Source organism: Mesorhizobium sp. WSM4935 (assembly GCF_029625735.1).
GTDB lineage: Bacteria > Pseudomonadota > Alphaproteobacteria > Rhizobiales > Rhizobiaceae > Mesorhizobium.
Genome location: NZ_JARTVR010000012.1, coordinates 46,046 through 70,246, shown reverse-complemented (window position 1 = coordinate 70,246; position 24,201 = coordinate 46,046). Strand labels below are relative to the sequence as shown.

The following is a 24,201-nucleotide window of genomic DNA, read 5'->3' as shown; positions in this document are numbered from 1 at the left end:
TCCGGGGGGATGCTCCGGTTGCTACTCAGCCATTGTAACGCTGGAATACGAGCGAGGCGTTGGTGCCGCCGAAGCCGAAGGAGTTCGACAGCGCGACGTCGATCTGGCGCTGACGCGGCTTGTTCGGCACGAGGTCGATCGCAGTCTCGCGTTCCGGATTGTCGAGATTGATGGTGGCGGGCGCGACGTTGTCGCGGATGGCGAGGATCGAGAAGATCGCTTCCGCGGCACCCGCGGCGCCCAGGAGATGGCCGATGGACGACTTTGTCGACGACATCGAAATCTTCGAGGCGGCATTGCCGACCAGCCGCTCGACCGCGCCGAGCTCGATCGTGTCGGCCATGGTCGAGGTGCCGTGGGCATTGATGTAATCGACATCGGCCGGCGAAAGCTTTGCCCGGTTCAGCGCCGCGGTCATGCAGCGGAAGGCGCCGTCGCCGTCCTCGGCGGGGGCGGTGATGTGGTAGGCGTCGCCGGTGAGTCCATAGCCGGTGACTTCCGCATAAATCTTGGCGCCGCGCGCCTTGGCGTGCTCGAGCTCTTCCAGGACGACGACGCCGGCGCCCTCGCCCATCACGAAGCCGTCGCGGTCGCGGTCATAGGGACGCGACGCTGTTTCGGGACTGTCGTTGCGTTCGGTTGAAAGCGCGCGACAAGCGGCAAAGCCGGCAATCGACAGCCGGGTGATCGGCGCTTCGGCGCCGCCCGCCACCATGACGTCGGCGTCGCCCCACATGATCAGCCGAGCGGCGTCGCCGATGGCATGCGCGCCGGTCGAGCAGGCGGTGACCACCGCATGGTTCGGGCCTTTCAGGCCGTGGCGGATGGAGACCTGGCCGGATACCAGGTTGATGATCTGTCCGGGGATGAAGAAGGGGCTGATGCGGCGCGGGCCGCGCTCCTTGAGGATCATCGCGTTTTCGGCGATGCCGTCGATGCCGCCGATGCCGGAGCCGATCAGCACGCCGGTGGCGCACTGGTCCTCATGCGTTTCGGGCTTCCAGCCGGAATCGGTCAGCGCCTCGTCGGCGGCCGCGATGCCGTAAAGGATGAAGTCGCCGATCTTGCGCAGTTCCTTCGGCTCGAGCACGGCCTCCGGATTGAAGGTGCCGTTCGAGCCGTCGCCACGCGGGATGATGTGGGCGATCTTGCAGGCAAGATCGTCCACCTCGAATTCGGTGACGCGGCGGCAGGCGCTGCGGCCGGAAAGCAATTCCCGCCAGCTGTGCTCGACACCCATGCCAAATGGCGAAAGCAGGCCAAGGCCCGTGACGACGACACGCCTCATCGCAGGTCCTCCCCGATAATGCCTGCGAAAGACCTCAGGCCGAGGCCTTGTCGATGTACTTTACGGCGTCGCCGACGGTCAGGATGGTCTCGGCGGCATCGTCCGGAATCTCGACGCCGAATTCTTCTTCGAACGCCATGACGAGTTCGACCGTGTCGAGGCTGTCCGCGCCCAGATCGTCGATGAAGCTCGCCTGTTCCGTCACCTTGTCGGCGTCGACACCGAGATGCTCGATGACGATCTTCTTGACGCGCTCTGCGGTGTCACTCATTTGGGGCAATCCTCGTCTTAAGTTGTCTACCTTCGTTAGCGGGCGGAATGCCGCTAATCAAGTTGAAAGATGGTCTTGCGGGCAACGCAACGCCACAGGACCGGTTTTTGCCCGAACCGCCGGGTTGCGGGCCGCATTACACGAAAAATGACGGGCGTCCAAGCCGAAATGGCTGTTTTCACAGGCGCCCGGCCCCGGCCTCGCCTTAGATCAGCACCCCGCTAGATCATCGCCATGCCGCCATTCACATGAATGGTCTGGCCGGTGACGTAAGCCGCCTCATTGGAAGCAAGATAGGCGACGGCGGACGCGACCTCGGCGCTGGTGCCCATGCGCCTTGTCGGGATGGCGGCCATGATCGTCTCTTTCTGCTTGTCGTTGAGCTTGTCTGTCATGGCCGATTCGATGAAGCCCGGGGCGACGCAGTTGACGGTGATGTTGCGGGTGGCGATCTCCTGCGCCAGCGATTTGGAGAAGCCGATCATGCCGGCCTTGGACGCGCAGTAATTGGTCTGGCCGGGATTGCCGGTGACACCGACCACCGAGGTGATGTTGATGATGCGGCCATGGCGGCGGCGCATCATCGGATGCGTCAGCTCGCGGGTCAGCCGGAACACGGCGGTCAGGTTGACCTCGATCACGGTGTCCCAGTCGGCGTCCGACATGCGCACGAACAGGCCGTCCTTGGTGATGCCGGCATTGTTGACCAGTATGTCGACGCCCTCGAGCTCCGCTTCCGCCTTCTGCCCGAGCGTCCTGACCGCGTCGCGGTCGGTCAAATCCGCCGGAAACAGCTTTACGCGGTCGCCCAATTCGCCCGCGAGGGCTTCCAGCTTCTCCACACGGGTACCGTGCAGGCCGACGATCGCGCCCTGGCTGTGCAGCACCCTGGCGATCGCTTCGCCGATGCCTCCCGATGCGCCGGTGACGAGCGCCTTGCGGCCGGTCAGTTCGAACATTTTTCCAACCTCATTTTCCAGACGGCTGCAAGCAGTCGCGTTTGCGTATACGTCATATCGTCCAAGTCACGCTAGATAAGCGTCGGAGATTAGCGAAGGCCTCCTTCGTGTCGTCATCCACGAGCGGAGCGGGGCCTCATCCCAACGCCGCCAGCGCCGCCTCGACTTCCGCCGCCGTGCCGATGGCGCCGGTGGCGGTGTCGCGGTTGATGCGGCGCGCCAGGCCCGACAGCACCTTACCGGCGCCGACCTCGTAAAGCGTCGACACGCCATTGGCGCCGAACCACTCCACTGTCTCGCGCCAGCGCACGCGGCCGGTCACTTGAGCGACCAGGCGGCGCGCGATCTCGTCCGGATCGCTTGTGGGCGTCACCGTCACGTTGGAGACGACCGGTACGGCCGGCGCGGATTTGGCCACACCAGCCAGCGCCTCCCGCATGATCTCGGCCGCCGGCGCCATCAGCGCCGAATGGAAGGGCGCTGACACCTGCAGCATCAACGCCCGCTTGGCGCCCTTTTCGGTGCACAGCTTGGCGGCCAGCTCGACCGCCGCCTTGGCGCCCGAAATCACCAGCTGGCCACCGCCATTGTCGTTGGCGACCTGGCAGACGGAGCCCTTGGCCGCTTCCGCGCATGCCGCTTCTACATCGGCATGATCGAGACCTATGATGGCGGCCATGGCGCCCTCGCCGGCAGGTACTGCCGCCTGCATGGCGTTGCCGCGGGTGCGAAGCAGCCGCGCCGCGTCGCCGACCGAAACGAAGCCGGCCGCGGCAAGCGCGGAATATTCACCGAGCGAATGACCGGCCACATAGGCCACCCTGCCCTTCAGCGAGAAGCCGCGCGCTTCGAGCGCCCGCATCGCCGCCAGGGACACCGCCATCAGCGCCGGCTGGGCGTTGGCGGTCAGCGTCAGCGTCTCTTCCGGCCCTTCCCAGATCAGCTTCGACAGTTTTTCGCCAAGCGCGGCGTCCACCTCCTCGAACACGCGGCGCGCTTCCGGGAAAGTATCGGCGAGGTCCTTGCCCATGCCGACGGCCTGGCTGCCCTGTCCCGGAAAGGTGAATGCGACGGCCATTGAAGTCTCTCCAGAGGCTGATTTTTCCCTGCCTCTGGCGCAAGGCGGGCGGCCAAGTCAAGCCCGCGGGCGCCGCTTCGACCCTCATTTCAGCCGGAAAAGGCAGCTGACTCCCTGTTCCGAAAGGCCTTTTGGCGATCACACCTGATGAAAACCGCTCACGTTTGGGTTGCTGGCTCTTCTTATTTCCGGCACAGGCGCTAGCTTTGCGTGACATTTCGATGACAGAAGCGTGACGGCGTGGAAGGCGTGTTGCGTGGGGCCTGGGGGAAACAGAGTGGCAAGGATCAGAAAAGGCGCGGCCAAGCCCGTGCCAGGTTTTTTGGAAGACGATCCGTCCACGGGCTATCTGCCCGGACGAACCTGGCCGACCGTACGTTACGGCCTGGCGACGCTTCTTGCCTCCGCCCTGCTGGTATTCGCGATCGAATGGATCGTGCGCGGCGATTTCTTCGGCACCGTCGATTTCTTCCTGCAGCCTTTCAAGCCGGGCTGGACCACCATCATCGTCTTCGCGCTGGTGCTGGTCGGGCTCGATGCCATACTGGGCCGCAGCCATCAAAGCCTGATGATCGTGGCGCCGCTAACGCTGGCGCTTGCCTTTGTCGGCCACCAGAAGTCGCATTATCTCGGCGACCCGCTCTATCCGACGGATTTCCTGTTTGCGCGCCAGATCGTGGCGCTGATGCCGCTTCTGGTGCGCGAGCGGCCGTGGACGGCCGTCATGCTCGCCGCGGCCATCATCGGCGGCCTGACGCTGCTCGTCTATTGCTGGCGGACCTGGCGCCGGCGTGTGCCGATCCTCAGCCGCAAGGGTCGCCTGGCGCGGTTGGCGCTTGCCGTACCGCTGCTCGCCTTCTTCGTCTCGATCATGGACTACGCCACCTTCTCGTGGACGCGCGACCGGCTGCAGATCATCCCGATCATGTGGGACCAGAAGGAGAACTACGCCTCCAACGGCTTTGCGCTGGCCTTCGCTATGAACGTACCGATGGCGCATGTCTCGGCGCCGCCCGGCTATTCGCAAAAGGCGATGGCCGCGATCCAGCGGCCCGACGTCGCCGTTTCCGTGCCGGACGAGAAGCCGGATATCGTCGTGGTGATGAGCGAATCCTTCTGGGATCCGACGCAGCTGCCCGGCGTCAGCATCAAGCCCGATCCGATCCCGACAGTGCGCGCCTTGCGCTCGGGCTCGATGTTCTCGCCCGAATTCGGCGGCATGACCGCCAATATCGAATTCGAGGCGCTGACCGGCTTTTCCAACGCCTTCCTGCCGGCCGGCTCGATTCCCTACCAGCAATATGTGCGCACCCCGACGCCCTCGCTGGCGACCTTCCTGAAGAGCGAGGGCTACCGGGCGCGCGCCATCCATCCCGGCACCAACTGGTTCTGGAACCGGGGCGCCGTCTATGCCGATTTCGGCTTCAACGACTTCCGCTCGGAAGAGACGCTGCCGCCGATGGAGAAGCGCGGGCCGCTGGCTTCCGACGCGGCGATGACCGACGAGATCATCCGCGAGGCGGACGCCAGCGACGATCCGGTTTTCCTGTTCGCCGTCAGCCTGCAGAACCACGGCCCTTACGAGCCCTACCGCTACTCCAACCCGACGCATTCGGTTGACGCGCCGATCAGTTCCTGGGCGCGGGAATCGCTGCTTTCCTACGCCGAGGGCTCGGCCGACGCCGACCGCGGCCTGCAGCGGCTGATCGACTGGGCTAAGGCGCGCCAGCGGCCGACGGTCATCGCCTTCTTCGGCGATCATCTGCCCCCGCTCGGTCCCGTCTATGTCGAGACCGGATTCCTCAAGGACAATGTCGCGCCGCGCAAGGAACCGAGCGCCGACGCAGCGATCGAGCATCACGACACGCCGCTGATCATCTGGTCGAACCGGTCCGGCCCGGTGAAGAACCTGGGCTCGGTTAGCCCAGCCTTCCTGCCCTACCATATACTGACCACGGCCGGCATCACCCACCCCTACTACACCGGTTTCCTCGGCGCGCTGCGCGAGCATTACCGGGTGGTCGACCGCAACCTGCTCCTGTCGCCCGCGGGCGAAGCGACGCCGGACTGGGCGAGGCAGAAGCAGATCGATCCGAAGATCAACGATTTCCGCTTCATCCAGTTCGACATGATGTTCGGCAAGCGCCACTCGGCGCCGGACTTCTTCCCCGAGACGGTGAACAAGCTCGTTGCGCATACGAGTTGAGCGGGCGGTGGTTGAAGCCGCGTGTCGACGTCGCGCCGAATTGATCGAAAAGCGGCCATGGCGGCGGAATAGATATTTGGTCCGTAGCCGGGAATTGCAGCTTCGGAACGCGTATCCTCACAGATCGGACCTAAATCAGGCTCGATGTAGCAGTGACCGTCCAGTTGCCGGAGTCGATTTCGTCGTGTGCGACTTGCCGCCGGTCTCGGGATGCCTTTGATTTCGACTTCAGACCGGCAGGCCGAGTTGCTGTCGCAGGCTCTTGTCGAATGCGGATGCGGGCACGAAACGGCGCAGGAAGCTGACCTGGCGCGCCATCTTTCCCGCCGCGTAGCGCCGCTTCGGGTTCGGATCGGTGGCGGCCGCCAGAACGGTGTTGGCCACCACTTCAGGCGTATCGCCTTTTTCCATCGCCTTCCGCACGGCTATGGTCATGCCGGCGCGCGCCGCGTCATAAATATCGAGCAACTGGTCCGGCCTGGCGAGATTGTCTTCGAACGATGTGCGGGTATAGGCCGGCTCGACCAATGCGACGCGAATTCCGAACGGTCGCAATTCGTGGTCGAGCGATTCCGAATAGCCTTCAACGGCATGTTTGGTCGCCGAATAAAGCGCGAAATAGGGAGCCGGGATGAACCCCTGCACCGAGCTCAGATTCACGATCCTGCCCTTTCCTTGACGGCGCATCGTCGGCAGCACTGCATTGACCATCCGGATGACACCGAAGACGTTCACGTCGAACAGAGCCTGGGCCTGCTCAATCGAGGATTCCTCCGCGCCGCCGAGCAAGCCCATGCCGGCATTGTTGACGAGCAGGTCGATGCGCCCGGCGTCGGCCAGCACTTGGTCGACCAGCTTCGCCACGGACGCCTCGTCGGTCACGTCGCAAGTCAGCATGGTGATGCCGTCGGTTTTCTTGGAGACTGCGCGACGGCTGGTTCCGAACACGCGAAAGCCCGCCTTCTGCAGGGCCTTGGCTGTCACATAGCCGATACCCGAGGATGCCCCTGTGACGATGGCGACGCCAGGACTGGTCTTATTCATGGAGGTCACTTTCTTTGGGTTGGATTGGAAAGGCAGGAGATGCGCTAGTCACCAGCGGCTCGACCGTTCGTGCCGCGCCCGTCCCAGCGCCGGAACAGCGCGCTGGCGTTGACGCCTCCGAAGCCGAAGCCGTTGCAGATCGCATAATCCATCTCCATGGGTCGGGCCCGGTTCGCCACGAAGTCGATCCCGTCACCTGCCGGATCGGGGGCGCTGAGATTAAGGGTCGGCGGCGCCACCTGATCCCTGAGCGCCAGGATCGTGAAGATCGCGCCAAGCCCGCCGGCGGCGCCGAGCAGGTGTCCGGTCGCCGACTTCGTTCCGCTGACGGCGATCGAGAAATCCGTGCCGAAGACCGTCTTGATCGCCTCGATTTCTCCCAGATCGCCCACCGGCGTGGAGGTCGCGTGGGCGTTGAGATGGCGGATCTCGCGTGGTGAGATGCCGGCCTGGGCGATCGCGATCTCCATCGCGCGGCGAGCGCCATCTCCGTCCTCGGGACCGGAGGTGACATGATGCGCATCCGCCGTCGTGCCGTAGCCGACGATCTCGGCGAGCGGTTTGGCGCCGCGCTGAAGCGCGTGGGTCAATTCCTCGACGACCAGGATGCCGGCGCCTTCGCCCATGACGAAGCCGTCGCGCGAGACGTCGAACGGACGCGAGGCCTGGTCGGGCCGGTGATTGAAGGAGGTTGAAAGCGAGCGTGCGGCCGCAAAGCCGCCCAGGCTGACGGTGTTCATGCAGGCTTCAGTGCCGCCGCACACGGCGATGTCGGCTTCATCGGCGCGGATGATGCGTGCCGCATCGCCGATCGCCTGGATGCCGGCGGCGCACGCCGTCACCGGCGCGCCGATGTGGCCCTTGAAGCCGTAGCGGATCGAGATGTGGCCGGCCGCGAGGTTCACCAGGAAAGACGGCACCGTGAACGGCGAAAGACGCCGGACGCCACGCTGGTCGACGGTTCGCACCGCCTCGGTGATGGCAGGGAACCCGCCGACGCCTGAGGCAATGACCGTCGCGGTACGGGTCCGATCGTTTTCCGAAGCAGGCTTCCATCGCGCCTGGGCGAGCGCCTCCTCTGCCGCGGCCAGCGCGAAGAGAATGAAGCGGTCGATCCTGCGCTGATCCTTCGGGGCCACGAAGGCATTCGCATCGAGGCCGGCTTCGGGGTCTTCCTCCAGGGAAGGAACCACGCCGCCGACCTTCGCGGGCAAATCTCCCACCACGTCGTCGGTGAGCCTGCGGATGCCGGAGCGGCCGGCCAGAAGCCGCGACCACGATGTTTCGACATTTGCGGCCAGAGGCGTGATCGCGCCCATGCCTGTAACGACTATGCGTCGCATTTAGTCTCCTATCGAATTGCTTTTGCCGCGAGGTGACCCCAAGCGCTGCATGGTCATGGACGGACATTGGATGTCCGCTCGCCCGTTCGCGCTGAGGGGGCCGGCCCTATGGCTGCCTACGCACGATCAAGCATGTGGACGTCCCATGGGCGTCGAGCTTGCCTTGTGCGTCCTCGATTCTGCCTTCTAACGTGATGATGGTCCGGCCGCGCGAAACGACGTGCCCGATGACGCGCATTTCGCCGGAATCGACGAAGATCGGACGCACGAACTTGGCCGTGGTTTCATGTGAGGGACAGGTTTCGCCCGGCGAAAGCGTCGTCTGGGCGGCAAGCGCCATAACGGTGTCGAGCATCGTCATGATCCAGCCGCCGTGGACGGTATTCGTCAGGTTGCAAAAGCGCGGTTCGGGCGTGGCCAGAAGCTCGACCTTGCCCTCCTCTGGGGCAAGCAAGGTGAAAGGCAGCGTCTCCGCCATCGGCGGCCGGCGGATGCTCCCGTCCGCCAGTCCCGCGACGAGTTCGAGCCCGGACCAGCCCGCCAATTCGGCGATCGAACCGGCCGCGCCTGGCGCGCCCGTCACAGAAACCTGCGTCATTGGTGAGGCCCCGGCTGGACATCCACGGTACGCGATGCCATCCGCACGGTCTCGGCGGCCGCTTGCAGGAACTGCTCCGACAGCCGCTCGTCATTGACGGCGCGCGAAAGGACGACCGCGCCGACCATGGTCGAGAGAATGGCCATGGCCTTGTCGCCCGCATCTTTGCCGTGGGCATCGCCAAGCCAACCGCCAAGCAGCTCGAGGTATTGCCGGATCCCGGCTTCGAATGCCGCTTTGACGTCGCTGCCTTGCCTGGCGGCATCCGAGCCGAGCGCCACGACCGGGCAGCCGTCCATCCGTTCTTCGCGATGTCCGGTGCTGAGATAGAAGTCGATCACTGCGCCTAGCGGGTCCTCGGGATTCGCCGCGGCCGCGGCCGACCACCGGCGGGACGCGTGCTCCAGCGCCCGCCTGGATGCCTGCGCCTCCAAATCCTCCTTCGACGCGAATTGCTTATAAAAGGCGCCCTGGGTCAGCCCGGCGCCCTGCATCAGATCCTTCAGGCCAATGCCGTCGAAGCCGCGCTCTCGAAAAAGGCGGCTTGCCACGTTGATCACCGTTTCGCGGTTCTCCGCGGCCTGAATGCGACTCACGCGCATCATTATCTCCTTTTTTAGATTGCATTCGTAATCTATATCCGATATAGCGTTCGAACGCAATCTATTTTTACGTGAGGCGATGGGCATGAAAAAGAGACCGGTTATTATAGTCGGTGCGATCCTGATCGCAGGGTCGGGGGCGATCGCGGTGTCAGGGGTGACGGCATTCGCCACATTCGCCAATCCCGCGCAGGAGGCCTCCGCCGCAAGCGACCCGAGGCAGGAACAGCCCGTCGTCCGGCTAGCGACGGCAGCGCGGGTGAACGGTTCCGAACGCAGCTTCACGGGCATCACAGGGGCCAGAGTGGAGAGCAATCTCGGCTTCCGCGTCCCCGGCAAGATCCTCGAACGGCTTGTCAATGTCGGCCAGCAGGTAAAAGCCGGTCAGCCGCTGATGCGGATCGACGACACCGACCTTCGCCTCGCGCTCACGGCAAAGCACAATCCGTCGTTGCAGCGCGTGCGATCGTCGCTCAGACGGAACCGGATGAACGGCGATACGCCAATCTGTTGAAAGATGGGTGGGTCCCCCGGCAGCGCTACGAGCAGGCAAAGGCTGCGCTGGACACCGCCACGGCCCAGCTCGCCGCCGCCGAGGCGGAAGCTAAGGTCGCGGAGAATGAGGCGGCATACGCCGTCCTGCTGGCGGACGCCGATGGAACGGTGGTCGATACGCTTGGCGAGCCGGGCCAGGTGGTCTCCGCCGGCCAGACCGTGGTCCGGATCGCTCAGGCCGGCCCTCGCGAAGCGGTGGTCGCGCTTCCCGAAACGATCCGGCCGGCGATCGGCTCGGTGGCCGACGCCAGCGTATATGGGGGTGATGAGCAGATCCATGCGGCACATCTGCGGCAATTGTCCGACTCCGCCGATGCCCAGACCCGCACCTATGAGGCCCGTTATGTGCTTGACGGCGAGGCGGCAGCAGCGCCGCTTGGCGCGACGGTAACCATTCGGCTGACAACGCAGGCGAACGAGCCGGAAGTCCAGGTGCCGTTGGGAGCGGTGCTCGACGACGGCAAGAAGACCGGCGTTTGGGTCTTCGACAACGCCACGTCGACCGTGCATTTCCAACCGGTCAAGCTGGTTCGTGTGACCGGCGAATCCGCTGTCATCTCCGGATTGAGCTCCAGCGATCGGGTTGTCTCGCTCGGCGCCCATCTCCTGCAGGAGGGCGCTCGGGTCAGGACTGCGTCCGAGAGCGGGAACAACTGACCATGACCCTCAATCTTTCCGCGATCGCGGTCCGCGAACGCGCCGTCACCCTGTTCTTCATCCTCCTGCTGGTGGCCGCCGGCGCCTACGCCTTCGTCATGCTCGGACGGGCTGAGGACCCCAACTTCACCATCAAGACCCTGACGGTCACGACGGCTTGGCCCGGCGCGACGGCGCGTGAGATGCAGGACCTCGTCGCTGAACCCTTGGAGAAGCGCCTTCAGGAACTGACCTGGTACGACCGGGTGGAGACGACCACGCGGCCGGGCTATGCGTATATGACGGTCACGCTGAAGGACAGCACGCCGCCATCCGCCGTGCAGGAAGAGTTCTACCAAGCCCGCAAGAAGCTCGGGGATGAAGCGCGCAACCTGCCGTCCGGCGTCTACGGCCCCTTCGTCAACGACGAATATTCGGATGTGAGCTTCGCCCTCTATGCGCTCAAGGCCAAGGGCATGCCGATGCGCGAGCTGGCCAGGCAGGCCGAGGCGATCCGCCAGGACCTCCTGCATGTGCCCGGCGTCAAGAAGATCAACATACTCGGCGAACGTCCAGAACAGATTTTCGTCGAGTTCTCCTACGCCAAGCTGGCAACGCTCGGCGTGTCGGCACGCGATATCGTTGGAGCGTTGCAGCGGCAAAACACCGTCACGCCGGCGGGCTCGATCGATACTGAGGGGCCGCAGGTTTTCGTCAGGATCAATGGTGCGTATGACAGTGTCCAGGCGATCGCCGATACGCCGATCGCCGCCGCGGGGCGGACGCTGAAGCTTTCCGATGTCGCCGAGGTCCGCCGCGGCTATGAGGATCCTCCCACCTATCTCATCCGACGCCAGAGCGAGCCCACCATCATGCTCGCTGCCGTTATGCAGGAGGGCTGGAATGGTCTCGCGCTGGGCAAGGCGCTGGAGGACAGGACGGCGGCTATTGCAAAGACGCTGCCGCTCGGGATGACGCTCGAGAAGGTGACGGACCAAGCCGTCAACATCACCTCGGCAGTCGACGAGTTCATGATGAAGTTCGCGATGGCGCTGGGCGTCGTGCTGCTGGTGAGCCTCGTCAGCCTCGGTTGGCGCGTCGGCATCGTCGTGGCCGCCGCCGTCCCCCTGACGCTTGCCGTCGTGTTTCTCATCATGCTGGAGACCGGCCGGTTCTTCGACCGCATCACGCTCGGCGCCCTCATCCTGGCGCTCGGTCTTCTGGTTGACGACGCCATCATCGCCATCGAGGTGATGGTGGTGAAGATGGAAGAGGGCATGGACCGCATCAGGGCGGCGGCCTATGCCTGGAGCCACACCGCGGCGCCGATGCTGTCGGGAACGCTGGTGACGATCGCCGGCTTCCTGCCGGTAGGCTTCGCGCGCTCGACGGCAGGCGAATATGCCGGCAACATCTTCTGGGTCGTGGGATTCGCGCTCATCGTCTCCTGGATCGTCGCCGTGGTCTTCACGCCCTATCTCGGCGTCAAGATGCTGCCCGAGATCAAACCAATCGAGGGTGGTCACCACGCGATCTACGACACGCCGAACTATCGGCGCCTGCGGCGGCTCATCAGCTTTGCCGTGCGCCACAAGTTCGTGACCTCCGGTATCGTTGCCATCGCCTTCGCGCTTTCCGTTGTTGGCATGGGCGCCGTCAAACAGCAGTTCTTCCCGACATCCGACCGCCCGGAAGTGCTTGTCGAGCTTCGCCTGCCGGAAGGCACCAGCATCGAGACGACGACCGCCACGGTCGAGAAGCTCGAGGGCTGGCTGGACAGCCAGCCCGAAGCCAAGATCGTCACGAGCTATGTCGGTCAGGGCGCTCCGCGCTTCTTCTTCGCGATGGCGCCTGAGTTGCCGGATCCGGCCTTCGCCAAGATCGTCGTGCTGACCCCGAACGCCGAGGCGCGCGAGGCGCTGAAGCATCGGTTGCGGCAGGCGGTGGCACAGGGACTCGCGCCGCAAGCCAATGTCCGCGTCACGCAGCTCGTGTTCGGCCCCTACACACCGTTCCCGGTCGAGTTCCGGATCATGGGGCCCGACCCCGCGCAGCTCTACAGCATCTCCGAGAAGGCCCTCGACATCATGCGGGGCGTCCCGGACGTGCGGCAGGCCAACCGCGACTGGGGCAATCGCACGCCCATGCTTCGCTTCGTCGCGGACCAGGATCGCCTGAACCTCATCGGCCTGTCGTCGGCCGAGGCGGCCCAGCAGTTGCAATTCCTCCTCACCGGTATTCCGGTCACGCAAGTTCGCGAGGATATCCGCAATGTCCCCATCGTGGCGCGCAGCGCCGGCGGCGAAAGGCTGGATCCATCGCGCCTGGCGGATTTTTCGCTGATGAGCCGGGACGGCCGGCAGATTCCGCTCGACCAGATCGGCCATTCCGAAATCCGCCTGGAAGAGCCGATCCTGAAGCGGCGTGACCGGACGCCCGTCATCACGATCCGCTCAGACATCAACGAAGCGACTCAGCCGCCGGAGGTCTCCAAACAGGTCATGAAAGCCCTTCAGCCGCTGATCGCATCCCTTCCCGCCGGCTATCGCATCGAAATGGGCGGATCGATCGAGGAGGCCGAGAAGGCCAACACCGCGTTGGGCAAGATCTTCCCGGCCATGATCGCCGCCATGCTGATCGTCATCATGCTGCAGGTGCGATCCTTCTCGACGATGTTCATGGTCGTGCTGACGGCGCCGCTTGGCCTCGTCGGCGTCGTGCCCATGCTGCTTGCCTTCAACCAGCCCTTTGGCTTCAACGCCATTCTGGGCCTGATAGGACTGGCCGGCATCCTGATGCGCAACACGCTGATCCTGACCGAACAGATCAAGGAAAACCAGGCAGCCGGCCTGGATGACTATCACGCCGTCATCGAGGCTACCGTGCAGCGCGCGAGGCCCGTGATCCTGACCGCGCTCGCCGCGGTGCTGGCCTTCATCCCCCTCACGCACTCCGTCTTCTGGGGATCGATGGCCTATACGCTGATCGGCGGCACGGCGGTCGGCACGGTGCTGATCCTGCTCTTCCTCCCCGCTCTCTATACCGCTTGGTTCCGGATCAAGCCAACGGCGGATGAGACGCCTGAGGATTTGACGCATGAGCCGAAACGGGAACTGCGACTGGCAATGGCCGCGGAATAGCGCTCGGTTGCCGAAGAAGACGGTCAGGTTCCCGCCCGCAGGATCTGTCTTGCGGGCGGGACGGTGTTACCCGTCACAGATGATCGCCGGCCCCAAGCCCGCATGTCCGGCTGATCAGCGGAGAGATCGGAACGCGAGCTGATCTCGATGAAGTGCGCACGCGCATTCTGGAGGTGGCGGAGGAGCGCTTTCGCCGCATCGGCTACCATAAGACGTCGCGTCCCTGTCAGTTGGTGAGCTGCAGCCTGGAGAACTTGTTGGCGATCGTCTGGAAGACGGATGAGCCGGCCACGTCCTACGGATCGGTCACGGGTCTGACGCCGCTTCGCGCGTTAACTATTCGGCTGACCATCCATGCAAGCGAAATCAATCGCTCTCGCTCGATCGATCGCCCGACGCCGCAAAATGAGCATCGCATGTTTAATCGAACTCGCTTGGGAACCAACTACGCTCGGCTGCGTTGCGGCCGATGGTCTGCTGAGCGGGAAGGGTGAATGCGTATCGGAAATTTCGGAGGCCCCGAGAGGTTCATTCCTCTGCCGCACGAGGTCTCAGTTCTTCAATCGGCTCCTGATATCATCGAAAAGCTGCCGATCGCGATTTACGCTTGCGACGCGCGGGGGCGTGTCTTGTGGTTCAACAAGCGCGCTGTTGACCTGTGGGGCAGGACGCCCTTGGTCGGGTCTGATAGCGAACTCTATTGCGGATCCCACAAGCTCTATTTCGACGGTCGCGAGATCGGCCGCGATGAAACCCCGATGGCTACGGTGTTGCGAACCGGCATTCCCATCAGAGGCGTGGAAGCTGAAGTGGAACGGCCCGACGGCTCGACGATCTGGGCGATGGTTCACATCGAGCCGGTTGAAGACGATGACGGGCGGGTCGTTGGGGCGATCAATTGTTTTCACGACGTCACGGACAGGCGTCGAGCCGACGACATCATGAAACAACAAGAGCAGCGGCTCGCCGCTACGTATCAGCATGCCGGAATTGGCATCGCCGAAGTCAATGAAAAAGGCGAACTGGCGCGCGTCAATGGCTATCTGGCCGGTCTTCTCGGCTATTCAGCCGACGAGCTGATCGGCAGATCGATTTTCGATCCGGCCCTGGCGGAAAATGTCGATGCCGATCGGCGACAATTCGAGCGCCAGGTGCGAGGCGAGATCGACAACTACCGTCATGAGAAGCATTTCATCTGCAAGGATGGGGCAAGAATCTGGGTCGCGGTCACGTCATCGAGTGTGAGAGACGCAAACGGCCGCTTCCTGCATGCGGTGCGGGTGCAGCAAGACATCACGGCGCGGAAGGAAGCCGAGGCAGCCCTGGTGCGGCACTTGGAGCAGCAGGCAGCGCTCTACGAGTTCACCGACAGGCTCCAACGAGCGGCGGATCTGGAGGAAGTGTACGATATAGCGCTTAGCACGATTGTGCAGGCACTGCACGCCGATCGCGCCTCCATACTTCTCTTCGATGAGCACGGCGTCATCAAATTTGCCGCCTCGCGGGGTTTGTCGGACGCCTATAAGCAGGCGGTGGAAGGACATTCTCCCTGGTCTCAAGACGCGTTGGACCCTGAGCCGATCGCTATAGAGGATGTCGCACAAAGCGAATTACCGTCCACTCTCAAGGCCACCGTGCAAAATGAAGGCATTGCGGCGCTTGCGTTCATGCCCATCACGGCGCGAATGCGGTTGCTCGGCAAATTCATGACCTACTACGACCGCCCGCACGCGTTTTCGGACTCCGAGATCCAGTTCGGGCTGACGGTCGCGCGCCAGCTCGGTTTCGCGGTCGATCGGGTCCGGCTCGAAACTGCCCGGCAGAGGACCGAGCGCGCCGCGAGCCAGTTGGTTGCCATCGTGGAGTCCTCCCACGACGCCATCGTCAGCAAGGATCTGAACGGCATCATCAAATCGTGGAACGCCAGTGCGGAGCGCCTGTTCGGCTACACCGCCGAAGAGGCGATCGGCAGGCATATAACGATGATCATTCCGGACGACCGACTTGGCGAAGAACCGGAGATTATCGGCCGCATCCGCCGTGGCGAGCTTGTCGATCATTTCGAAACCCTGCGTCGCCGCAAGGATGGTAGCCTTATCGACATCTCGCTGACCATTTCTCCGATACGTGACAGTCAAGGCAGGATAATTGGCGCTTCTAAAATCGCCCGCGATATCACCGACCGCAAGGCGGCCGAAGCCAAACTGCGTGCCAGCGAACGGCAGTTGAGGGATCTGCTGGCGGCCATTCCGGCGGCGATCTACACGACGGATGCCGAGGGCACGATAACCTTCTTCAACGAGGCTGCCGTCGAACTGTCCGGGCGCGTTCCGCAGATCGGCAAGGACAAATGGTGCGTCACCTGGAAGTTGTTTTGGCCAGACGGCACGCCTCTGCCGCATGATCAATGTCCGATGGCGATAGCTCTGAAGGAGGGGCGCGAGATTCGGAACGTGGAGGCCGTCGCCGAGCGTCCAGACGGCGTGCGCGTTCCTTTCATCCCATATCCGACGCCGCTCCGCGACGAGGCTGGCAAAGTTGTCGGCGGCATCAATATGCTCGTCGATGTCAGCGAACGAAAGCAGGCTGAGACCCAGCAGCGCCTGCTGTTCAACGAGCTGAACCATCGCGTGAAGAACAACATGCACATGCTGCAATCGCTGCTTAACCTGGCCGGCAACAGGACCGCCAACGTCGAAGCGCGGCAGATCCTTCGCGAGGCGAGCACCAAGGTGGCAGCAATGGCAGCCGCCCAACAGGTGCTATACGGCACGGTCAATTCCACCGAGTTCAACGCGCGGGATTTCTTCCGCGCCGTTTGCGACACGATACGACAGACATCTCCCAACCAAGTCCGCATCGAGTACGAGACCGACGACGCGGAACTTTCCAATGACGTCGCCATGCCCTTGGCGCTCATCCTCAACGAGCTTCTGACCAATGCAATCAAATACGGGAACCAGGATGGATCCGGCCTGATTCTGGCCGGCCTGAGGCGCGATGGCGAGGGCTTCGAAGCCTTTGTAGAAGATGGCGGCCCGGGCTTCGACATCGCAGCGGTTCGCGACCGTTCGTCGGGCTTGAAGTTGGTGCAAGGCCTAGCGCGGCAATTGCATGGTGAGTTCACCGTCACTGCGAGACCAAAGACACGGTGCAGCGTCCGTTTTTCACCGCGTCGACATCCCTCAAAGCTGCCGGATAATGTTCGATGACTGAATTTGCCACCTCGTCCAATCGCCCACCGGCGCCCCCGAACCCCGTTCGCGCGGCCGAGCCGATCGGTGCAGCTCCGTCACCCCGTATATTGGTGGTCGAGGACGATTTCCTCATCTCGCTCGAGATAGAAAGCACCCTGGCCGGCGCCGGCTTCGAGGTGGTGGTCGTCGGTTCGGGCGAGGAAGCCTTAAACGTTGCAGCGGCGGACCGGCTGGACTTGGTCATTATGGACATGCGGCTTGCCGGCGCGATGGACGGCGTGGAGGCCGCCACTGAGTTGTTCAAGACTTACGGGTTGCGTTCGGTCTTTGCTACCGCTCATTCGGACCAGCATGTGCGCACTCGCGCAGCGGCTGCGGAACCCGTGGGATGGCTGGTTAAACCTTACTCTCCGGCTTCGTTGCTGGCGGCCGTCCAAGCCGCGCTAAGAGGCAACGGCAATTGAACCGAACCCAGCGGGTGAGGATGATTGGTCCCGAGGCGCGGATTGCAATCTCCAAAGGGCCGTGGCGGTTCCATTCCGCCACCACCACTCCTAACTCCCCGTCAGTTGGTGAGCTGCAGCCTGGAGAACTTGTTGGCGATCGTCTGGAACACGTTGGGGAGCTTGGCCGGGTCCTCGACGGCGTAGTAGTCGGTCGGATCGGACGCGCAGGCGCTGTAGAGCGAGCGGTTGGCCGCCGTGTCGGACTGCAGCACCATGGTATAGATCTGGACACCCTGGTTCTTCAGCTGGGCGCAGACATCCTTGGTCCAGCCGTCGACGTTGCGCGCGGCCGTCGTCTGATTGCTTGAGCCGAAACGACCGCTGGCGAGGTAGCCGTAAGAGGTGTAGTCCGATTTCTGCGGCGTGTTGCTGGCGCCGTAGACGACGTTTTCGCCGTCGGTCAAAAGCATCACAACCTTGGTGACGCCTGCCGTCTTGTAAGGGGATGCATCGGTGTAGGGCGGCTGCGGCGACAGCACCCGCTGGCCCCAGGCGAGCCCTTCCGACACGTTGGTGCCTGAGCCGTTCCATTCGCTCATCTGGCTTGCCGCCAGGCGCAGCTTGTCGAAGTCATCGGTCAGGGGAATGATCGGCGTCGGGCAGGCGCGGTTGGGGCCGATGGTGATCGTGCTGCCTGTTTCGGTAATCAGCCTGGTGGTCGAGGCGACATATTTTCCGATGATCTTCAGATCGGCGCTGAGCAGCGCATTGACGAGGCCGGAAGCCAGGCCGCTGAGGTCTATGCCCAGAATATTCTGGTTGAGCTTGCTGTTGTCGATCGTGTCGTCGAGATAGGAATTGTTGTAGCCGGTCGAGGAATTGCCGTAGGAGGCCGACGGCTTCTTGGCGATGTCAGGATCATCCGGTGCGAAATAGGGCACGAACAGCGTATCGGGCTTGGACGGATCCGGCGGCGTATCGGAGATGTTCAAAGCGCCCGGCCGGGCCTCGACGCAGCCCTTCCAGCCCGTGTTGTTCCATCCGCCCTTCTGGCCAAGCTGCCTGAACAGCGCCATATGGTTCGGCCGCTTGCCGCCGACGATCGGAAATTGACGCCGTTGGTGGACGACTTGCCGTCCATGTCGATCCAGGACGGGTCGAACTCGGGGCCGTTGACGTTGACGGCCGTGACGAAGGGCACCAGCGAGGCGCGCACGGGACGGGTCGGCGACTTGACCGCTTCGAGATAGTCGAGCAGCGACTTGGTCGCGGTCCGGAGCGCGCTGATGCGCGCGCCAGCCATCGAGCCGGTGTTGTCCAGCACCAGCACCACTTCGAGCTGATTGTTGGATTCGACCGCGGAAGCGTTGACGCTGATGTGCTTTTCGGCGCCAAACAGGAACGCGAAATTGAGATTGACGTCCGCCGAGGCGGTGGCCCTGGTCTTGACGAAGTTGACGCCCCTGTCGACCGTCAGCGTGGCCTTGGCGTTGGAAAGTTCACCATGGCCGGCGATATTGGCCTGGAAATAACTGTTGAAGGCGCCGGTGCGCGTCGTCTCGGCGTCGCCCAGATGCGAGGAAGCGAGGTTCGCCGCGTCCAACGCGTTCTGCAGATCGCTTTTGGCCCGCATCAACGTCGAGACGTCGGTCGCAAACGCCACTGCGCCCAGCATGGCAGGCACGCCCACCGCCAGCATCAACGAGAAATTGCCTCGCCTTGAGCGCCAGAACCGCCTGAGAAGCATTCCCTACCCCCTGGAATTGCTCGATGGGATTGCCCGATCTTCGCCGCCTTGCGGCCCGCGTGCCTCTCATGCGCCTTTCATGATAAACAGGTGGTTACAACCAGATGCAACCTTATATGGTGGTTAAAGGCCAATTACCGGAAAATCGATAGGTCGAGCATCGGCTGGCGCTTGGCGTTTTTTTTGAAGCTGCGACACATTGGGGACTCGCCCGGCGCCTTGCCGGCCTTGCCTTCCTGGCGAATTGCTATATAGACGCGCTCAATCTGCCGGTCCTTGCTGGGGGCTGAACGGAGGGCCGTGGCTTTTCGAAGCCGCGACACGAAGCCAGAAGCGCTTCCCGCCTCCCGTGTCTCCGCTCTCGACCGTCTCGTGATGCTCCTTTCTTCCCCGCGCCTTGGCGACCGGGTCAGACAAGTTGCAGAGGCTTAGCCGCGAGGGCCGGTGAGAGAAACGAAGAAAGGCAGAAAAACATAATGGCTCTTTACGAACATGTGTTTCTTGCCCGGCAGGACCTGTCGCAGCAGCAGGTTGACGCGCTTGTCGAACAGTACAAGGGCGTCATCACGGCGAATGGCGGCTCGGTCGGCCGGATCGAGAACTGGGGACTGAAGTCCCTCACCTACCGGGTCAAGAAGAACCGGAAGGCTTACTACACGCTGATGGACATCACCTGCCCGCCGGCCGCGCTCAACGAAATGGAGCGCCAGATGGGCCTGTCGGAAGACGTCCTTCGCTTCCTCACCGTCAAGGTCGAAGCGCATGAGGAAGGTCCTTCGGCGATGATGCAGAAGCGCGAAGAGCGCTCCGAGCGCGGCGGCTTCGGCGACCGCGAGCGTGGCGATCGTGGCCCGCGTTCCTTCGGCGACCGCGACCGCGGCGACCGTGGTCCGCGTTCGTTCGGCGACCGCGAAGGCGGCGACCGTGGCCCGCGCCGTCCGCGCGAAGGCTTTGAAGGGGGTGCAGAATAATGGTCGACATCAACCAGATCCCGACCCGGCGTCCGTTCCACCGCCGCCGCAAGACCTGCCCGTTCTCCGGCGCCAACGCGCCGAAGATCGACTACAAGGACGTGCGTCTCCTGCAGCGCTATATTTCCGAGCGCGGCAAGATCGTGCCCTCGCGCATCACCGCCGTTAGCCAGAAGAAGCAGCGCGAGCTCGCCAAGGCGATCAAGCGCGCCCGCTTCCTCGGCCTGCTGCCCTACGTGGTCCGCTAAGCTCTGGAATCCGAAGCGGGCGGCTGGCCGCCCGCTTCCATCTCCGGCGGCGGGCGCCACGAAGGTTTGAAGGTCAAATCCCGAGTTGGGGCCGATAGCCTCTAACTGCCCAGACAGGCAGGACAGCGACAAGAGCGGCGAGGCCGCGCCAAGCTTCCTGACCTGTTCCAATTCATTCAGCGCCGATCGAACGGTCGGCGCACAGACGAAGGAACGAAACCATGGAAGTCATTCTCCTCGAGCGCATTTCCCGCCTTGGCCAGATGGGCGACACCGTCAAGGTCAAGGACGGCTTCGCCCGCAATTTCCTGCTGCCGCAGGGCAAGGCGCTGCGCGCCAACGAAGCCAACAAGAAGAAGTTCGAAGGCCAGCGCGCACAGCTCGAAGCCCGCAACCTGGAGCGCAAGTCGGAAGCCTCCAAGATCGCCGAGACGCTCGACGGCAAGAGCTTCATCGTCGTGCGCTCGGCCGGCGAGACCGGCCAGCTCTACGGCTCGGTGTCGACCCGCGACATCGCCGAGCTGCTCACCGCCGAAGGCTTCACCGTCAGCCGCAACCAGATCGAGCTCAACCAGCCGATCAAGACCATCGGCCTCTCCAATGTGGCGATCGCGCTGCATCCGGAAGTCGAGGTCACCGTGACGCTCAACGTCGCCCGTTCGGCCGACGAGGCGGAGCGCCAGGCCAAGGGCGAGACGCTGACCACCGCAGAGGCCATCTATGGCGAGGACATCAACGACAATGCCCGGCCGGAGAATTTCTTCGACCCGAACGCCGAATTCGAAGGCGGCGAAGAGAACGCCTGATCTCAGGTCCGATCTCTGGGCCTAATCGCCGGGCCTGACCGGCACAGTTTCCGAGGCATCGCTTCGGCTCGCACACGTCCAGGATTTCTGGACCAACGCCCGGGTCTCAGACCCGGGCTTTTTTGTGCCAAATGGAACTTTTCGACACCCTATATCTTGTGCACATTACAGCGTGGCGCGTCGATTGGACGCGGGGTGACGCGCTGCACTTTTGATCCGGCATATTCCAGTCCGATTACCGGGTGATCCGACTGAGGGGACATTTGGTCATGAACATCCTGTTGAAACACGTTCTCGAACGCCTGGTGCGCGTCGGCGACCTCAAGGTGACCGGCCCGAAGGGCACCACGCACAAGTTCGGCGACGGCAGCGGCGAGCCGGTGCATATCCATATCAAGACCTCGCATGCCGAACGCGCCATCACCTTCGACCCGATGCTGGCGGTGCCCGAAGCCTATATGGACGGAGAATTGGACGTGCTCGAGGGCGGCGTTCTCGGGCTGATGCGCATCGCATTTCAAAACATGGGCTCGAGCGGCATCGACGTCACCTGGTCGAAGGCGATCGAGGGCCTGCGCCACGCCTTCCGCCGGCTGCAGCAGATCAACACCGCCTCACGCTCGCGCCGCAACGTCGAGCGGCACTACGACCTGTCCGGCGAGCTCTACAAGCTCTTCCTCGACGAGGACATGCAATATTCCTGCGCCTATTTCGAACAGCCCGATATGACACTGGACGAAGCGCAGCTTGCCAAGAAGCGCCACATCGCCGCGAAGCTGAGGCTCAAGGCCGGCCAGACCGTGCTCGACATCGGCTCCGGCTGGGGTGGGCTGGGCCTCTATCTCGCCAAGGCCTTCGACGTCGACGTGCAGGGCGTGACGCTGTCGACGGAGCAGCACGGCGTCTCCACCGACCGCGCGCATGCGCAAGGCTTGCAGGACCGGGTGCATTTCGACCTCAAGGATTACCGTCATATCAACGAGCGCTTCGACCGCATCGTCTCGGTCGGCATGTTCGAGCATGTCGGCGTCAACCATTACCGCACCTTCTTCGACAAGGCCGCGACGCTTCTGAAGCCGGACGGCGTAATGCTGCTCCACACCATCGGCCGCTCCGGCGTGCCGTGGGCGACCAGCGCCTTCATCCGCAAATACATCTTCCCCGGCGGCTACATCCCGGCGATGTCGGAAGTGCTGCCGGCGATCGAGAAGTCGGGCCTGATCGTCACCGACATCGAGATCCTGCGGCTGCACTACGCCGACACGCTCAAGCATTGGGGCGCGCGCTTCGCCGTCAACCGCGACAAGGCGAAAGCGATCTATGACGAGCGCTTCTGCAGGATGTGGGAGTTCTATCTCGCCGCCTCGGAGGCCGCCTTCCGCTGGCAGGACCTGGTGATCTTCCAGTTCCAGATCACCAAGAAGAACGACACGCTGCCAATGACGCGCGACTATATGGCCAAATGCGAGAAGGCGCTGGAGCTGCGCGATATCGGCCACAAGGAGCCGGCGGCGCCTGCGCCAGCCAAGCCGACGCGTCGCCGCAAGGCGGTGGAATAGACGCGCATTGCCGCTTGCCATCGCGGCCTGACGCCCCGAAAAAGGTCTCGTTCGCGAGACCTTTTTCATGACCTATCTCATCTATACCGCAGCCGCCCTTGCCGAGATCGCCGGCTGCTTTTCCTTCTGGGCATGGTGGCGGCTGGATAAGTCACCGCTCTGGCTTCTGCCCGGCCTCGCCTCGCTGGCGCTGTTCGCCTTGCTTTTGTCGCTGGTCGAAACGGACGCGGCGGGCCGCGCCTATGCCGCCTATGGCGGCATCTACATCGCAGCCTCGCTCGGTTGGCTGTGGCTGGTCGAGGGCACGCGCCCCGACCGCTGGGATCTGGCCGGCGCCGCGCTCTGCATTGCCGGCGCCTCCGTCATTCTGCTGGCGCCTAGAGCATGATGCCGAAAAGTGTGAAGCGGTTTTCGGACAACATCATGCTCTATCTCTTCAATCCTAAGGGAGCCTGAGGTGGAATTGCCCGCCCCACTCCGGCAAGGCGTCGACAGCCTGCTTGAGAAAGTGACGCTGCCGGTGCTGAAGCAGGCCGCCAGGACACTCTCGGAGCGCTATCGCGCGGAGCTGCGCGACGGCCGCCTGCATATGGGCGAGGACATGGCGGTCAAGGCCTATCTGGCGACGCGGCTGCCCGCCACCTATGCCGCGGTCCGCGCCAGCCTCATTGCGCTGGCCGATGCGCGACCGGATTTCCATCCGAAGACCTTGCTCGACATCGGCGCCGGGCCTGGCACCATGCTTTGGGCCACGGTGGATGCCTGGCCGGAGCTGGAGCAGGCGATCCTGGTCGAAGCAAGCGCCGCGGTGCGCAAGGTCGGGCAGGCGCTTGCGTCGGGCACGATCGCGGCCCGCGCCGAATGGATCGCCGGCGACGCCACCATTGATCTCGACGGACTCAAGCCCGCCGATCTCGTCAGCATCGCCTATGTGCTCGATGAGGTCGCACCGGCCTCGCTGCCGAAGCTCGTCCACCACCTCTGGCAACTGACCGCCGACACGCTGCTTATTGCCGAGCCCGGCACGCCCGCCGGCTGGCAACGCATCCTTGCCGCACGGCAGCAACTGATCGAAGCCGGCGCACATATCCTGGCGCCCTGCCCGCACCAGGCGCCCTGCCCGCTCAAGCCGCAGGACTGGTGCCATTTTTCGCGCCGCGTCGCCCGCTCGCGCCTGCATCGTCTCGTCAAGGAAGCCGACGTGCCGTGGGAGGACGAGAAATTCATCTATCTGGCCGCGTCCCGGCAGCCGGCGCCGGTTCGCCCGGCACGGGTGCTCGCGCCGCCGAAAGGCGGTTCCGGCAATGTGGTGCTGAAACTCTGCCAGCCGGACGGCAGCGCCGGCGAGCAGTTGCTCAGCAAGCGCGACGGGAATGTCTTCAAGGTCGCACGACGGGCCGATTGGGGCGATACGCTGGGATAGGAATTTTCTTGTTTTGTTCTGGTTCGAAGCGCTATCTTCGGTCTCTTCGATTCGAGTCAATGACGATTCTTTCCACGAGAAAAT

General features: G+C 63.5%; 21 protein-coding genes and 1 pseudogene. 12 read left to right on the top strand and 10 right to left on the bottom strand.

Features of this window, described 5'->3' with window-relative positions:
• Positions 1–25: 25 nt before the first annotated feature.
• The 4 genes from fabF (P9273_RS23630) to fabD form a co-directional block, all read right to left on the bottom strand.
• The gene (fabF, locus tag P9273_RS23630) at positions 26–1,288 is read right to left on the bottom strand and encodes a beta-ketoacyl-ACP synthase II (protein WP_278050916.1); all 1,263 of its coding nucleotides are present in this window, start codon (positions 1,286–1,288) and stop codon (positions 26–28) included.
• Between the two features lie 34 nt (positions 1,289–1,322).
• Entirely contained in the window at positions 1,323–1,559 is a 237-nt protein-coding gene (locus P9273_RS23625) for an acyl carrier protein (protein ID WP_006203723.1), read from the bottom strand.
• A 221-nt stretch (positions 1,560–1,780) separates the two neighbouring features.
• Positions 1,781–2,518, bottom strand: coding sequence for a 3-oxoacyl-[acyl-carrier-protein] reductase (gene fabG, locus P9273_RS23620; protein ID WP_278050915.1), 738 nt, complete (start codon positions 2,516–2,518; stop codon positions 1,781–1,783).
• A gap of 136 nt (positions 2,519–2,654) precedes the next feature.
• Positions 2,655–3,596, bottom strand: coding sequence for an ACP S-malonyltransferase (fabD, locus tag P9273_RS23615; RefSeq protein ID WP_278050914.1), 942 nt, complete (start codon positions 3,594–3,596; stop codon positions 2,655–2,657).
• 277 nt (positions 3,597–3,873) lie between these two features.
• Here fabD and P9273_RS23610 point away from each other — a divergent pair, with 277 nt between their 5' ends.
• On the top strand, positions 3,874–5,802 hold the full coding sequence (locus P9273_RS23610; protein ID WP_278050913.1) for an LTA synthase family protein: 1,929 nt from the start codon (positions 3,874–3,876) through the stop codon (positions 5,800–5,802).
• A 228-nt stretch (positions 5,803–6,030) separates the two neighbouring features.
• On the opposite strand, the gene P9273_RS23605 is transcribed toward P9273_RS23610, so the two are convergent.
• From P9273_RS23605 to P9273_RS23590, 4 genes are all read right to left on the bottom strand, one after another.
• Positions 6,031–6,846, bottom strand: a complete 816-nt coding sequence (locus P9273_RS23605; RefSeq protein ID WP_278050912.1) for an oxidoreductase — start codon at positions 6,844–6,846, stop codon at positions 6,031–6,033.
• A 44-nt stretch (positions 6,847–6,890) separates the two neighbouring features.
• Positions 6,891–8,189 (bottom strand): beta-ketoacyl-ACP synthase II, encoded by a 1,299-nt coding sequence (gene fabF, locus P9273_RS23600; RefSeq protein ID WP_278050911.1) that lies wholly within the window; start codon positions 8,187–8,189, stop codon positions 6,891–6,893.
• Positions 8,190–8,295: 106 nt separating this feature from the next.
• Positions 8,296–8,787, bottom strand: coding sequence for a PaaI family thioesterase (locus tag P9273_RS23595; RefSeq protein WP_278050910.1), 492 nt, complete (start codon positions 8,785–8,787; stop codon positions 8,296–8,298).
• On the bottom strand, positions 8,784–9,389 hold the full coding sequence (locus P9273_RS23590; protein WP_278050909.1) for a TetR/AcrR family transcriptional regulator: 606 nt from the start codon (positions 9,387–9,389) through the stop codon (positions 8,784–8,786). The genes P9273_RS23595 and P9273_RS23590 overlap by 4 nt, the downstream gene beginning before the upstream one ends.
• An 85-nt stretch (positions 9,390–9,474) precedes the next feature.
• On the opposite strand from P9273_RS23590, the pseudogene P9273_RS23585 reads away from it, so the two are divergent.
• The 5 genes and pseudogenes from P9273_RS23585 (at position 9,475) to P9273_RS23565 (ending at position 17,381) form a co-directional block, all read left to right on the top strand.
• A pseudogene (locus tag P9273_RS23585) lies at positions 9,475–10,601 on the top strand (efflux RND transporter periplasmic adaptor subunit).
• Positions 10,602–10,603: 2 nt separating this feature from the next.
• Positions 10,604–13,720: an efflux RND transporter permease subunit gene (locus P9273_RS23580; protein WP_278050908.1), complete on the top strand. Its 3,117-nt coding sequence runs from the start codon at positions 10,604–10,606 to the stop codon at positions 13,718–13,720.
• A 257-nt stretch (positions 13,721–13,977) separates the two neighbouring features.
• A complete protein-coding gene (locus tag P9273_RS23575; RefSeq protein ID WP_278050907.1) occupies positions 13,978–14,214 on the top strand; it encodes a hypothetical protein in 237 nt (78 codons plus the stop codon).
• On the top strand, positions 14,215–16,932 hold the full coding sequence (locus P9273_RS23570; RefSeq protein ID WP_278050906.1) for a PAS domain S-box protein: 2,718 nt from the start codon (positions 14,215–14,217) through the stop codon (positions 16,930–16,932).
• Positions 16,929–17,381, top strand: a complete 453-nt coding sequence (locus P9273_RS23565; RefSeq protein ID WP_278050905.1) for a response regulator — start codon at positions 16,929–16,931, stop codon at positions 17,379–17,381. Before P9273_RS23570 ends, P9273_RS23565 begins: the two co-directional genes overlap by 4 nt.
• Positions 17,382–17,482: 101 nt before the next feature.
• On the opposite strand, the gene P9273_RS23560 is transcribed toward P9273_RS23565, so the two are convergent.
• Both P9273_RS23560 and P9273_RS23555 read right to left on the bottom strand, forming a co-directional pair.
• Positions 17,483–18,439 (bottom strand): hypothetical protein, encoded by a 957-nt coding sequence (locus tag P9273_RS23560; protein WP_278050904.1) that lies wholly within the window; start codon positions 18,437–18,439, stop codon positions 17,483–17,485.
• Positions 18,352–19,110 carry a TadE/TadG family type IV pilus assembly protein gene (locus P9273_RS23555; RefSeq protein WP_278050903.1) on the bottom strand — a complete coding sequence of 253 codons (759 nt, stop codon included), beginning with the start codon at positions 19,108–19,110 and terminating at the stop codon, positions 18,352–18,354. Before P9273_RS23555 ends, P9273_RS23560 begins: the two co-directional genes overlap by 88 nt.
• A 476-nt stretch (positions 19,111–19,586) precedes the next feature.
• On the opposite strand from P9273_RS23555, the gene rpsF reads away from it, so the two are divergent.
• The 6 genes from rpsF (at position 19,587) to P9273_RS23525 (ending at position 24,117) form a co-directional block, all read left to right on the top strand.
• Positions 19,587–20,081, top strand: a complete 495-nt coding sequence (rpsF, locus tag P9273_RS23550) for a 30S ribosomal protein S6 (RefSeq protein WP_041001949.1) — start codon at positions 19,587–19,589, stop codon at positions 20,079–20,081.
• On the top strand, positions 20,081–20,329 hold the full coding sequence (rpsR, locus tag P9273_RS23545) for a 30S ribosomal protein S18 (protein WP_006203718.1): 249 nt from the start codon (positions 20,081–20,083) through the stop codon (positions 20,327–20,329). Before rpsF ends, rpsR begins: the two co-directional genes overlap by 1 nt.
• Before the next feature lie 221 nt (positions 20,330–20,550).
• On the top strand, positions 20,551–21,135 hold the full coding sequence (gene rplI / locus P9273_RS23540) for a 50S ribosomal protein L9 (RefSeq protein WP_041001951.1): 585 nt from the start codon (positions 20,551–20,553) through the stop codon (positions 21,133–21,135).
• Between the two features lie 269 nt (positions 21,136–21,404).
• Positions 21,405–22,694: an SAM-dependent methyltransferase gene (locus P9273_RS23535; RefSeq protein ID WP_278050902.1), complete on the top strand. Its 1,290-nt coding sequence runs from the start codon at positions 21,405–21,407 to the stop codon at positions 22,692–22,694.
• A 67-nt stretch (positions 22,695–22,761) separates the two neighbouring features.
• Positions 22,762–23,082 (top strand): YnfA family protein, encoded by a 321-nt coding sequence (locus P9273_RS23530; protein WP_041001955.1) that lies wholly within the window; start codon positions 22,762–22,764, stop codon positions 23,080–23,082.
• A 69-nt stretch (positions 23,083–23,151) separates the two neighbouring features.
• Positions 23,152–24,117 carry a small ribosomal subunit Rsm22 family protein gene (locus P9273_RS23525; RefSeq protein ID WP_278050901.1) on the top strand — a complete coding sequence of 322 codons (966 nt, stop codon included), beginning with the start codon at positions 23,152–23,154 and terminating at the stop codon, positions 24,115–24,117.
• Positions 24,118–24,201: the final 84 nt, after the last annotated feature.